This is a genomic window from Mucilaginibacter gotjawali (assembly GCF_002355435.1).
In the GTDB taxonomy this organism is placed as follows: Bacteria; Bacteroidota; Bacteroidia; order Sphingobacteriales; family Sphingobacteriaceae; genus Mucilaginibacter; species Mucilaginibacter gotjawali.
The window spans coordinates 4,062,669-4,075,501 of sequence record NZ_AP017313.1 but is presented as its reverse complement, the minus strand read 5'-3'; the positions used below and the strand labels follow the sequence as shown (position 1 = coordinate 4,075,501).

The window sequence follows — 12,833 nt, the reverse complement described above, 5'->3', positions numbered from 1 at the left end:
TAAAAATACGATTCAGTGGAAGAACATCGTTGTTCTCTAAAGTACCAAACGCTATCGGGCTAATTTCGTTCTATTTTCTTCGGCCGGAAAGTTCTCATTTGCATATTTTAGCATTTGCTCAGTATATGATCGCTAAAATTCGGTCACATTTTGGCCCGCTAAAGCGTCTTCTATTTTTAAATTTGAATTTCGATGAACTACCCGTTAAAAAAAACAAGTATTTTATTTCTGGCAATGGTGGTGCTATTTTCGGCGAAATTGCCGGCGCAGGTGAGGAGCCTGTCCGGCCGGCCGATGGACACTGCGGCCTTGAGCGTCTATATCAAAAAGCAGATGGATTCGCTGAAGGTACCTGGTGCTGCTGTTTGCATCATGAATAATAACCAGGTAGTTTACCGGCATGCTTTTGGTTATGCCAACCTGGAACAAAAGCGGCCCGTCACCGAAGCTACTTTGTTCGAAGCAGCATCCATGACCAAACCTTTGTTCGCTTATTATGTGGACTGGCTTGCCCAGAAAGGGATGATCGGCTTGGATAAACCTTTATACCAGTACTTACCGCTTCCCGATCTGGATTATGACCCTCGTTATAAAAAGATAACCGCGCGGATGGTGCTGAGCCATACCAGCGGTTTACCCAACTGGCGTGCCGATAACCGCGGCCAGGAACTCGATATTAAGTTTGAGCCTGGTACGCAATTCTCTTATTCAGGTGAAGGTTATGATTACCTGGCAAAAGTAGTGGCCAGGATCACCCATACCAATGCGGTTACCTTAGGGCTAAGGATCAGACGGGACCTGTTTATTCCCTTGGGGATGCAGGATAGTTACCTCGTTTGGCAGGATGGCCTGGAAGACCGCCTGGCTACCGGGTATGAAGACGGCAAAACGCCCAGAGAGATCTGGAAGCCCAAAGTGGTCAACGCCGCTTCCAGCTTGCTCACTACCTGCGGCGACTACGCGCGTTTCTTGTCGGCCGTTATCAGCAATAAGCTGTTATCAAAGCCCAATACCGAACTAATGCTAAGTAAACAGGTTAAATTACCGGCGGGTCATATCATTACCCAATACTTCGGCTGGACAGACTGGGCGCTGGGTTTCGCGGTCAAACCCACAGCTTACGGGGATGTGTACGCCCATGGCGGCACCAACGAGGATTTTCAATCCAATTTCATGATCGACCGCAAAACCGGAACCGGCTTTATTTCCATGACCAATAGCAATCATGGCCATGAATTAAACAAAAAAATCGAAGCCTTACTGATCAATTGACGAACTTGAACTGGCGGGGGCAACTACCATCAACCAAAGTTTATGAATAAAAACATGTTGCGATGCGCAACAAGTGAAATACCCTGCAACAAAGCGCAACACAACTGATAATGAACAATTTAACTACTGACAAGATTTTGTCACTGACAAGATCTTGTCAGCAGTTTTTCTTGTTTTCTGGTAATTTTCAATGCCTCACCGGTGTTTGTATGTAGCACAATAAAATAAAGCAGCTACCCTCTTTCCGCGCAGCGAAGAGAGGGTAGACCATCCGCCTATAGGCGGAGTAGTCGGGGTGAGTAAACCCGGCGGATATTACCGTTAATGCTTTCCCAGTTCAATAGTTAAAAGTGACAATATAATTGTTGTTGTATTGGGCAAATTACCTAAAGGTGAGCACAGATTATTGAACAATCTTTTTAAAGTCAGTAAGTTTAATTACCTGCGTTTTTTTGTATTCGATAACATCAAGTAATAATTTATCTCCGGTAACAAGATAGTCAGCTTTAGATTTCATCGCTAATGCAAACAGGTAATTGTCTTTGGGGTCAGCTACTACATTGGGAATTGTCCGTGGTAAAAAGTTGGTTGAAACTAAGTCGTGCAATGCCACAATGTTTTGGATATTGGCATCCGAAATGAACTTACGTAACCTTGGCCTGTGCAAAACCTCAGTTATCTCCTTTCTCAACGTTGAGCAGCTGGCAATCACAATACCATTAAGTCGGCTATGAAATCAATTTGGCTGTTAATGGCAAGGCTTATCCATATATTACAATCCAAAACAACTACCATAGTTATTGTTTTGATCTCACGTCCCGCACTTCTGCTACGATTTCGTCCAGGCTGGGTTTTTTTCCGGGTTTGATGTTTTTATTGATTTCTTCGGCAAGCAGTTTTGCTTTGGTTTTATTTTCTATGGTAACCCCCAACTCTTTTAGTAGTTGTTTTACCAAAGTGCTCTTTTTTTCCGGAACGTTTATGATCAAAGTTTCCATAATAACAAAGTTAAGCGATTAGTATCATGAATGCAATTTAGCGCATAAATAAGCGGTGTGGCACAATAAAATAACCGCAGCTACCCTCTTTCCGCGCAGCGAAGAGAGGGTCGACCATCCGCCTATAGGCGGAGTAGTCGGGGTGAGTCAACCCGGCGGACATTAAGTTAACCTGTCCGACCCCATCGGGGTCTAATATCGGTAGAAAAAAAATGCCAGCTCGATTAGCCGTGCCGTAGGTCAATGTCATTAAGTTAAGCGATACTCAATTGACTCACATGTTATTAAGTTAGGAAAAAGACAAGCAAAAAAGGATTGCAGCAAGTAGTTTTGAATCGACTAAAACACAAAACACTACTACAACCCTAATGGCCAAGACCGAGATAAAAATAGGAATAAAAATTATTTCCGAACTAAAAAGCTTTGTTTCATTGATAGTACATAATGAAGCTCTACTGAATAATTTCCGAAGATCTCCTGAAGACTTCACTCGAAATAGAAAATTACCTTTTGAACGGCTTGTTTTATTGATAGTTAAGCTTTGCAAAAAGACGCTTAGCATAGAGTTGGAAAAGTTTTTTGAGGAGTTAGGTGCCCCCAATACCTGCTCGGTAAGTGCTTTTACCCAACAACGCATAAAGCTAAAACCATCCTTCTTTTGTCTCTGGAACAGGGTTCTTTGCAGCAGTTTTTACTGTTATGCGGGGTCGGATATAAGGCAATGGAAAGCCTTACGAGTTATTGCAGCAGATGGTTCTAATGTAAGCTTAATAAACACTCCGGTGCTCAACGGCCATTTTGGTGGTGCAAGTAATCAGAATTGCAATTTTGTACAGGCTAAAACATTTTACCACTACGACGTGCTCAATCAGCTTGTTCTTTATTCTAAAATAGCGCCTTATCGTTATGGAGAAGTGCCAATGGCCTACGATGCAACAGAAGAATTGGAGGAAGATATGCTGGCTATTTACGACAGAAATTTTTGCAGTTACAAAATGTTCGCCTTACATCTTTGGGCCGAGAAGGAAATTAAATTCGTCATCAGGGGAAAGGATAATCATAGTATGGTACAGGAATTTGTAGCGAGAGGTAAACAAACAGAAGTTATTCATCTATCACCAGGGAAAGCGGCCATAGAAGGATTAAAAGAAAGCGGATTCATCATCACCAGGCAGACATTGCTAAAAGTGAGGCTAGTACGGGTTGAGCTTGAAAAAACAATAGAAGTACTAGTGACAAACTTATGGGCAGAAGACGGTTTTCCCAATAGCGACTTCAAAAAGCTTTACTTCTTGAGATGGGGGGTAGAGACGAATATATCCATTCAAAAGAATATCCTTCAACTAGAAGCTTTCAGCGGATTAACGGTTGAATCCGTTGAACAGGACTTCTATGCTACCGTTTTTACTGCAAATCTACATTCAGTTTTGATAAAAGATGCTCAACAATCAATAGACGAAAACTCAAAAAGTAGAAAATATCCTATGAAAGTTAATAGAAATAAGTCAATCGGTAAGCTTAAGATCAACCTTATCTCTCTTTTTACAGATAATGACGTTGGTCGTATCCTGAATATATTACACGCTCATTTTATAAGAGATATATTACCGGTGAGACCCAACAGATCCTATGAACGAGTCAGGAAAAACAAACAATCTAAAAGCAAACATAGGACGTTTTCAAACTTTAAACCATCTTACTAAATCCTTAACTTAATGACATTGGCCGTAGGTACGGAACTGTACGTAATACATTGGCGCTAATGCCGCTTCAATTGTTGCGTACCGATGGCACGCTTTTTCGTTTATTATTAATTTTTCTACCGATATTTTGCACCTGACGGCGCAATCGAAATCAGATTGGTCCTCTAAACTTGATAACATCGCTGACCAGACATCTGCTAGCCCGGGGCCTGTAAATTTAGCAAATGAATATCGGCTATTAACCTATTTAATCGTTCTTCTCGTTTTGCCGCAGTGTTTATTTCACATTCCCAAATAGTGATCGAAGAAATATTGTTCTTAGCAAGAATTTGAAAATTCTTACTGTCTCTTTTAATGTTCGCTTGAATTTTATTCGTCCAATAGTTATTGTTTGATCTGGGTAGGGCCGCATGTTTGCAGCCGGGATGTCCATGCCAAAAACACCCGTGTATAAAAATTGCGATATTATATTTGAGAATATATAAGTCGGGGTTGCCTGCTATTTTTTTATAATTTTTCCTATATCGAAAACCATTTTTATAAAGAAATTGCCGTACCATTATTTCTGGTTTAGTATTTTTTCCTGATACCCTGCGCATGATAGCGCTTCTTTTTTCCTTACTGAAGATATCTGCCAAAACTAAAGGCGTTTAGTTAATAATAATGCAAAATCAGGAACACAGCTAAGTAAATTAATTAACTCCAGATAGTCTCAAAGTTAATTAAAATTGGTAAATTCGCGTGAATTATTGTCACTATACCATGCAAAACGTTACTCAAAACTTAGACCATAAAAATTTTGAAGTAGTCGATTTATTTTGTGGCGTTGGTGGGCTTACTCACGGATTTGTAAAAGAAGACTTTGTTGTTAAAGCAGGAATTGATTTTGACAAAAGTTGTCGTTTTGCATACGAAGAAAATAACCAAGCTGAATTTCTGCACAAAGATATTACAGTTTTCACCGGCGACGAATTGGTCAAGCTTTATAGCAAAGGAAAAAGAAAAATTCTTGTGGGTTGTGCCCCATGCCAGCCGTTTTCTATCTATAAAAACGCCAATAAAAATCGCTCGCCAAAGGCGGGAGGGGAGGATGACAATAGCGTTGCCGACGAGAAATGGAAGTTGCTTTATTCGTTTGCTGATTTAATTGATGAGGTTGAGCCGGAAATTGTATCGATGGAAAACGTTCCGTTGTTGGTTAAGTTTAATGGCGGAAAGGTTTTTAATGACTTCGTAAATCGACTTAAAAATAGGGGTTATGTCGTTACCTGGAAGGTTGTGAACGCGCAAGACTACGGTGTTCCCCAGCGTCGAAAAAGGTTGCTTTTATTCGGGTCTAAATTCGGGGCTGTTAAATTGGTTCCGAAAACCGTGCGAGATGGAGAATACACTACGGTTAAAGACGCTATCGGACATTTACCCTGGGTGGAGGATGGTGTGGCTCATCCTGATGACGGACTTCATAAGGCACGCAAGCTTTCAGAAATAAATAAACGCAGGATCAAAGCGACAAAGGAAGGCGGTTTTTGGCGCGATTGGGATCAAAGCCTGTGGCTGGAGTGCCATAAAAAGGAAAGTGGGAAGGCTTTCAGAAGTGTTTATGGCAGAATGAAATGGGATGACGTGGCACCAACAATGACCACCTGTTGCAACGGATTAGGTAACGGAAGGTTCGGCCATCCTGAACAAGACAGAGCGATTACCTTAAGAGAGGCGGCGTTACTTCAAAGTTTCCCCCAAACCTATAAATTCTTAGACCCAAACGAAAAGTTTTCTGCACCAACTTTGGCCCGCCAAATTGGTAACGCTGTGCCAGTAGGCTTAGGAGTGGCGATAGCGAAAACGATAAAAAACCACATACAGGAATTTGATAACTGAACCGGAAGATAAAGATGATGTACTACAATGGCGTTTTGATGTAAATACATTTCGTCTAATTGGTCGCGACCTGATTACAGACCGGATTACCGCAGTATTTGAACTCGTAAAGAATTGTTATGATGCTAATGCCACCGAAGTAACGGTAGATTTTCGCAATGTAAGTGCTAAAACTCCCGATCGTACGATCGTTATCAGAGACAACGGTACAGGCATGTCATTTTTAGATATCAAAAATAAGTGGATGGTGGTCGGGACAAATAGTAAACGAACACAGCTTTATTCCGATCCTCCTTTTAATAGAAAATTTGTAGGCGAGAAAGGCATAGGTCGTTTTGCAGTCGATAAATTGGGAGAACGGCTGCTCATAAAAACAAAAGAAGTCGGCAGTGAAAAGTGGTTAAACGTAACGATAAACTGGGATGCGTATGAAGCCAAAGAAAAGCAAGCGACAAGAGACAACCAATTATCTTTGTTTACTGACATTACCAATGAATATTTTTATGAAGATGGCGTTGCGACGGATCATGGAACTGAATTAATCATTTCACAAGTTAGCGACGGGTGGACCGAAAAAGATATCGAAAGGTTGTATAAAGAATTATCAAGGCTGGTGTCTCCGTTTTACCCCTTGAATCCGCCATTTGACGTATTCATTAACAGTAACGAATTTAAGCATTACACTAATGCGCAAGTGAAACCCGACCCCGTAAAGTTTTTTTCACACCAGGCGGAAATCGATTATGACTTAGACGCAGGTAAACAAGGTACGCTTAAATTTAATTTGCAAACAGGAAATATCGATACCGAATCGGTTGACATCAAGTCATTCGGCCCGATAAAAATGAAGTTATATTACTTTAATGAGGCTGCAAAAAAGCGATACAATGCCGCCTACAAAAACGATGATACGCGGATAGATGGTATCAAGATTTATAGGGATGGTGTAATTGCGACCCCATTTGCTGAATTTGAACCTGAGACAGAGAAGCGGCGTGATATTCTTGGCATAGATAAACGCAGATGGAGGGGAACATTCGAGAAAATAGCTACCAGGGAAATCATAGGCGTGGTAGATATCACTAAAAAAGATAATCCCAATATCGTTGACGCAACCAATCGGCAGGATTTTATTGATAACGTCGAATACCGGCAATTAAAAGAGTTCATAATACAACAGCTATCTGCATTTGAGGCTTTAAAAGAATACGAACGCAGTGAAAAGCGGTCTGTAGTAGTTAAAGAATTATCCGACGCTGGCAAGGACGTCAAGCAACTAGAGCGGCAATTGGAAAAAGTTGAACAGGATATAGCCAATAGCCCTCCAGAAGTAAAGGAAAATGTGACAATATTAAAACAACAAGTACAACGACTTCATACGACGATAAGCAAAGGAATTGACGAACAGAAAAAGTTTCAAAGAGAAGTAGCAAGAAAAGAGAAAATTCTTTACAGCATTGTTTCAATGCAGGAATATGCATCGCTCATCGCTCATGCAGTGAGGACTTCCATAGCAAAAGTGAAGCATTTAGGAGAGTTCTTTAAACGTAACTATCCTAATCCAAAGTTTGAACAGATTTTTATTAAATACGCAGGCTTGATTTACGACGAAATGAACACGTTAGTCGTTGTCACTGATTTTATGCTCAGCTATGCCAGTTCCGACAAATATTACGAAGAGTTTAATGTAAAAAGCCTGATCACGGACTTGCTGGAAGATTCTTACAAAGAGGTTTTCCAACGCGAAGGTATAAAACTCGAAATCGATATACGGGATGATTTTATCATAGATACGAACAAGAAAACATTCCAAGACATATTTCAGAATTTGGTTTCCAATTCAATTAAAGCGCTAAGAAATATCGATGACAAGAAAATTAAATGTACAGGGTATTTAGATACCAATAACTTTGTTATATATTTTTCCGATAATGGCTCCGGCATCGCAGATAGCGATATAGAATGGATTTTTGGTCTCTATAACACCAGAACCGCCGAGCAAGGTGGCGCTGGCGTAGGATTATATATAGTAGAAAAACAGGTAAAAGCGCTAGGAGGTAGCATAGAAGTAGTAGACAACGAGTTTAAACCCACCGGCGCAACTTTTAAGATAACAATACCATTTAGCAAATCATAATATGAACGAAATTGCACCTGCACAAATAGTCATCATTCATGATGATATAGGAAAGGACGATCCTATTATGGTCGAACTTTCAATTAAGCACGGAGAGGAAAATGTAAAGCTTTTTTCTCATTCAAATGACGGACTAAATTATGTTTTGGATAATTTAGGCAAGAAGATGATTGTCCTTCTTGATAAGAACTTCGACGACCCGAAGGATATATCCGGGTTAAAGGTTTTCGAAGGTATTCGTGAAAAAACGTCTTTAGTATATATTATTTTAATTAGTGTAAGCAGGATCACGGAAATAAGTGATGAAGATCTGAAAATGCTTATAAACAAAGACCTTTTCAAATTTGAAAGTTTCACTTCAGACTATGCTCAAATAATACAGTTGATCGATGAAGCAATATTGAGTTTAAGCCTTAGAATAGACTCTGTCATAGAGGATTGGATAATGAGACATCCGCCTGAAAAGAGAGAGCAGCCTTTGTTGAAGACGAAAGACGACAGATCATACTCCATGAATGATATTTTGGAAAGCATCAGGAAGCAGACGCCTATAGGAGTCGAATTTGAAAAAAGCCTGTTGAAGTTGGCAATTGAATTATTCGGACGTCAAAAAATAAAAATCGATGATTAACCTTGCTATCGCCTACGACGATAACGACAATGAGTTGGGGGAGTATTTCGAAGAAAGTTTTCAATTTATCAGGGATGCTATTGATAATTCATTAATCTCTTTGCACGCCATACCTGGGTTGGACTGTAACGAAGCCAATATTAGCGCTTGTGTTTTGGGTAGGGCTAAACCCTCGATATTTGCCGGTTTGTCGCACGGTAATTCTGAGGTTTTGGGTGCGGGTGAGATTTTTGTTAGTGTAAATAATTGCCACCATTTTGATGATACTTTTTTTTATACGACGGGATGTTGTGCGGCAATTGAATTAGGTCCCGCGTTGATTAGTAAAGGCTGTAGGTGCTTTGTCGGTTATACCGATGTTTCTTTTGCACCAGATAATGAGGATTTTAACGCTATTTATATCGAGTGTGAAACTTATTGTCTTAAAGAATTTTTGTGTTCGGAAAAAACCATTGAACAAGCTTTTTTGGAAATGCTTGATCTATTTGACAACAAAATCGATGAATTTTTCGATATGAACGAGATTGTGGCGGCCATGGACCTGCAAACAAACAAGGATAGGTTAATACCTCTGGGCGATACGTCGCTCACCCGAAAACATTTTATACCTGCATGACAATTTAAAACGCATTTATTGGCGAGCTAACAGGAAACCACCGCGCACGGAAGCGATCCACAACTGTTAAATCTTATTTCCCCCAACCCTTGCTAATCCCAACCTATTCAAACATATTTGAAAATAATCTTATCGTAATGCGTAACAAACCCATTGCCCTGTTATCTAAATTACACTATACAGCCAGGTTAAACTTCATAAATGCTGTAAGTTTCAGTGAGGGTCCGCATCTCAAGGGTTCCGTTTATAAAAATTCAACTTTTACAATCTAAAAAAAAATGAACGATTTAATTCCAATCCTATGGTGGGCTGTGCCTGTTGTAGTTGTTTTATTGATGTACAAATTTGTACTGCGCGTATTTTTTGGTATGGTGATCGTACCTGATGACCGTATCGGCCTTGTGGTAAAAAAGTATGCCCTGTCAGGCGCTAAAAGATTGCCCGACGGCCGAATCATTGCCATCAACGGCGAAGCCGGTATGCAGGCAAAAGCGCTTGCCCCGGGTTTATACTGGGGCATGTTTCCATGGCAGTATGCCATTACCATGGCGCCTTTTACCATTATTGAGCAGGGTAACCTGGGCCTGGTAAAGGCAAAAGACGGCGCCGGTATGGATACAGGCCGCGTACTGGGCAAACCTGTGGAATCCGACAAGTTCCAGGATGCGGTGAAATTTTTGGACAATAACGGCCAGAAAGGCCCGCAGGCTGCATTCTTAACCCCCGGTAGTTACCGTATCAATACCTTTTTGTTTGATATCGAAATGGTACCCATTACCCAGATCCATGAAAATAAGGTAGGTATTATTACCACGCTGGATGGCGAACCGCTGGATAAAGGCGAGATCGCCGGTGTATCGGTCCCCGGACATAAAAACTTCCAGGACCCGATGGCTTTTATCAATGCCGGTGGTATGAAAGGTTTGCAGGAAGACGTCATCCTGGCGGGTACTTACTACCTTAACCCATGGTTTGTAATTGTGGAGCAGGTAGATATGATCTATATCCCCATTGGTTATGTGGGGGTGGTGAACTCTTTCGTTGGTCCGGAAGGAAAGGATACCAGCGGCGAGGGCTTTAAACATGGCAATATTGTAAAACGCAACGAAAAAGGGGTTTGGGACCAGCCGCTTGATCCCGGTAAACACCCGGTAAATATTTACACCCACGCGGTGGAAGTGGTGCCTACCACCAATATCGTGCTCAACTGGGCCGATAGCCGTACCGAGGCGCACGAGCTGGATAAAAACCTGTGTACCATCACGGTAAGGTCGTCAGACGGGTTTACTTTTAACCTCGACGTGTCGCAAATTATCCATATTCCGCGCAACGAAGCGCCGAAAGTTATCGCAAGGTTTGGTAACATGAAAAACCTGGTTTCGCAGGTGCTGGAGCCTACCATTGCCAACTATTTCCGTAACTCGGCACAAAAAAGCGACGTGATTGAGTTTTTGGCAAACCGGATCCAGCGGCAGGATGATGCCAAGCAGCATATCAGCAAAGTGCTGGATGATTATAACGTTGTGGGCGTGGATACACTGATCGGAGATATTGTGCCGCCGGCCGCTTTAATGAAAACGCTTACCGACCGTAAAATAGCCGAGCAGGAAAAAGTTACTTACGAGATTCAGCGTAATGCGCAAATTGAACGTAAGGAATTTGAAAGCGCCAAAGCCGGCGCCGATATGCAGCCTGAGGTGGTAAAATCAACCCGCCAGGTAGAAATCAACACCCAGATGGCTGCTTCAAAGGTTGCTGCATCGCGTGGTGAGGCCCAGGCCAAAACCATTAATGCAACTGCCGATGCCGAAGTGCGTATCACCATAGCCAAGGCCGATGCCGAAGCCAAAACGGTTAACGCCAAAGCGGATGCCAACGCAACTGAAGTAAACGGTAATGCCGAAGCGAGCAAAATAAAAGCCATAGGTTTGGCCGAAGCCGAAGTAACCAAGCAAAAAACCATGGCCATGGGTACCGAACAGTACGCTATTGTCCGCGTAGCCGAGGCCTTAGCAAGTAATGGTATCAAATTAGTACCTGATATCCTTGTGAGTGGTAAAGATGGCGGTGGTAACGGTATGATCGATGCCCTGATAGGCAACGAGATGCTGAAAAAGCTACAAAAGGCGAATGAAGCCGCAGGTGAAAAGGTAAGTGGTGCGAATGTGAGTGGTGAGAAAAAGCCTTCGGCAGGTGAGTAGTGAATTGTGATTAGCAACGCAGACGTCCGTAGGGGCGACCCTTGTGGTCGCCCTAAACGACGTAGCCACCAATGCAATCAGATTCCGGAACACGGCCACCAATCCGGCTTCGCCATCACGAATCTGGCGCATTGATCGCAAAATCTCTACAATGCTCCAAAAACAGGGGCGACCACAAGGATCGCCCCTACGGTTTTAATTTCTGATGTCACCAAACATCGGAAGTCTTTTTTTTGAAAATTATTTCTCTTTAACCAAATAATCAAGGTGCCACTTTTTGGCTACGCTATCAACGCCACGTTCATCAAGTTTTAATTCCTTGTTATATGGTTTGACTAATACAAAAGTATCCAGTAGTAAGTTGCTTTTATGCATGTAAAAAAGCAATCCATGTCTTTTGGAAATGGTGTCCCCAATGATTTCAGAATCTATATTGATTTGTTGAAAGATGGTATCATTAATTCTCCGTCGATAGGAATCACCTTCTTCCTTTAGCCTCAGGGTTTTTCTATCAGCATCTACAAACTTGTAAGGATGAGCGATTACTCCATTGACTGGATACTCATTTCCTGATTCCCACCTATTGCTTGCATAGAATTGATGATATCTATAAATAGGCGACATATCGCCTTCTATAACAGGAATATTTAATTTTTTTCTTAGTGGATTAGATTTTATACCATAAGATACTTTTAAAATATCCTGATCGCTTTTATATGGGACATATAAGAAAGCATATAAATTATATATGTTGAACAATCCAAAAAAAACGACCCCAAGAATTCTATAGGTTTTAGGTTTAACCATTGGATTTTAGGTTTGAGAAATCAATTATTGGATAAAATTAGAAATTATTTCATTATAAAACTTTACAAATATCATTGTTCTAATTATAGTGTACTGGCTTTTTCTAACATACAATTCTCAACTTCTAATCACCGCTTCTTAAAACTATCCACCTTCGCCTTTAGCTTGCTTTTAAAAAATCCGCGCAGCAAAAAGTTATCAACCTAAATTCGCTTCAAGATACCAAGATATTTTAGTAATATTTTCGGCCGCGGATTGTTTGTTGACTACTTTTCTGAGGCCCATTTCCGGATAAGGCTTTTGCTGTAATTACGCGCCTCCTCTATAGAAAATGTTTTTTCAGGTTCGCGTTTTAAAGCAGCCATTTTCTTTAATTCCTGGTAATTTTCTTCAGGAATAAGCGCATATTTTTTTTTGTCGATAGTGAGGCGTGTCATATCTATTCCTTTTTACTAAGTTAATCACACTAACGATAGCAAGCAACTAATTGTAAAGGTTGCAAATCAACCTGTCGCGTTTTCTCACTATGCGTTCCGATGGAACGCCCTTACCGGCCTTTTTTCTACCGACGAGACGTACCTCCGGGACAT

The 12,833-nt window shown here is 41.2% G+C and carries 12 protein-coding genes; 7 read left to right on the top strand and 5 right to left on the bottom strand.

What is annotated here, in order from left to right; all coding sequences use genetic code 11:
* The first annotated feature begins 192 nt into the window (after nucleotides 1–192).
* On the top strand, nucleotides 193–1,272 hold the full coding sequence (locus MgSA37_RS17995) for a serine hydrolase domain-containing protein (RefSeq protein ID WP_096353868.1): 1,080 nt from the start codon (nucleotides 193–195) through the stop codon (nucleotides 1,270–1,272).
* Between the two features lie 403 nt (nucleotides 1,273–1,675).
* Here MgSA37_RS17995 and MgSA37_RS17990 read toward each other — a convergent pair whose 3' ends face one another.
* Both MgSA37_RS17990 and MgSA37_RS17985 read right to left on the bottom strand, forming a co-directional pair.
* On the bottom strand, nucleotides 1,676–1,984 hold the full coding sequence (locus tag MgSA37_RS17990; RefSeq protein WP_262497452.1) for a putative toxin-antitoxin system toxin component, PIN family: 309 nt from the start codon (nucleotides 1,982–1,984) through the stop codon (nucleotides 1,676–1,678).
* Nucleotides 1,985–2,069: 85 nt separating this feature from the next.
* Nucleotides 2,070–2,270 carry a hypothetical protein gene (locus MgSA37_RS17985; protein ID WP_096353865.1) on the bottom strand — a complete coding sequence of 67 codons (201 nt, stop codon included), beginning with the start codon at nucleotides 2,268–2,270 and terminating at the stop codon, nucleotides 2,070–2,072.
* 368 nt (nucleotides 2,271–2,638) lie between these two features.
* Between MgSA37_RS17985 and MgSA37_RS17980 the strand changes: the two genes are divergently transcribed.
* Nucleotides 2,639–3,973, top strand: a complete 1,335-nt coding sequence (locus MgSA37_RS17980; protein ID WP_096353864.1) for an IS4 family transposase — start codon at nucleotides 2,639–2,641, stop codon at nucleotides 3,971–3,973.
* Nucleotides 3,974–4,170: 197 nt separating this feature from the next.
* On the opposite strand, the gene MgSA37_RS29775 is transcribed toward MgSA37_RS17980, so the two are convergent.
* Nucleotides 4,171–4,611 carry a very short patch repair endonuclease gene (locus tag MgSA37_RS29775; RefSeq protein WP_096353862.1) on the bottom strand — a complete coding sequence of 147 codons (441 nt, stop codon included), beginning with the start codon at nucleotides 4,609–4,611 and terminating at the stop codon, nucleotides 4,171–4,173.
* Between the two features lie 124 nt (nucleotides 4,612–4,735).
* Between MgSA37_RS29775 and MgSA37_RS17970 the strand changes: the two genes are divergently transcribed.
* The 5 genes from MgSA37_RS17970 to MgSA37_RS17950 all read left to right on the top strand — a co-directional run bounded on the left by MgSA37_RS17970 (nucleotide 4,736) and on the right by MgSA37_RS17950 (nucleotide 11,436).
* Nucleotides 4,736–5,851, top strand: coding sequence for a DNA cytosine methyltransferase (locus MgSA37_RS17970; protein WP_096353861.1), 1,116 nt, complete (start codon nucleotides 4,736–4,738; stop codon nucleotides 5,849–5,851).
* Nucleotides 5,841–7,988, top strand: a complete 2,148-nt coding sequence (locus MgSA37_RS17965; protein ID WP_096353859.1) for a sensor histidine kinase — start codon at nucleotides 5,841–5,843, stop codon at nucleotides 7,986–7,988. Before MgSA37_RS17970 ends, MgSA37_RS17965 begins: the two co-directional genes overlap by 11 nt.
* A gap of 1 nt (nucleotide 7,989) precedes the next feature.
* Nucleotides 7,990–8,619, top strand: coding sequence for a hypothetical protein (locus MgSA37_RS17960; protein ID WP_096353858.1), 630 nt, complete (start codon nucleotides 7,990–7,992; stop codon nucleotides 8,617–8,619).
* Nucleotides 8,612–9,235, top strand: a complete 624-nt coding sequence (locus MgSA37_RS17955; RefSeq protein WP_096353856.1) for a hypothetical protein — start codon at nucleotides 8,612–8,614, stop codon at nucleotides 9,233–9,235. The genes MgSA37_RS17960 and MgSA37_RS17955 overlap by 8 nt, the downstream gene beginning before the upstream one ends.
* A 278-nt stretch (nucleotides 9,236–9,513) precedes the next feature.
* Nucleotides 9,514–11,436, top strand: a complete 1,923-nt coding sequence (locus MgSA37_RS17950) for an SPFH domain-containing protein (RefSeq protein WP_096353855.1) — start codon at nucleotides 9,514–9,516, stop codon at nucleotides 11,434–11,436.
* 240 nt (nucleotides 11,437–11,676) lie between these two features.
* Here MgSA37_RS17950 and MgSA37_RS17945 read toward each other — a convergent pair whose 3' ends face one another.
* Together MgSA37_RS17945 and MgSA37_RS28300 are read right to left on the bottom strand one after the other, a co-directional pair.
* Nucleotides 11,677–12,243 (bottom strand): hypothetical protein, encoded by a 567-nt coding sequence (locus MgSA37_RS17945; protein ID WP_096353853.1) that lies wholly within the window; start codon nucleotides 12,241–12,243, stop codon nucleotides 11,677–11,679.
* 266 nt (nucleotides 12,244–12,509) lie between these two features.
* The gene (locus MgSA37_RS28300) at nucleotides 12,510–12,680 is read right to left on the bottom strand and encodes a hypothetical protein (protein WP_157750621.1); all 171 of its coding nucleotides are present in this window, start codon (nucleotides 12,678–12,680) and stop codon (nucleotides 12,510–12,512) included.
* Nucleotides 12,681–12,833: the final 153 nt, after the last annotated feature.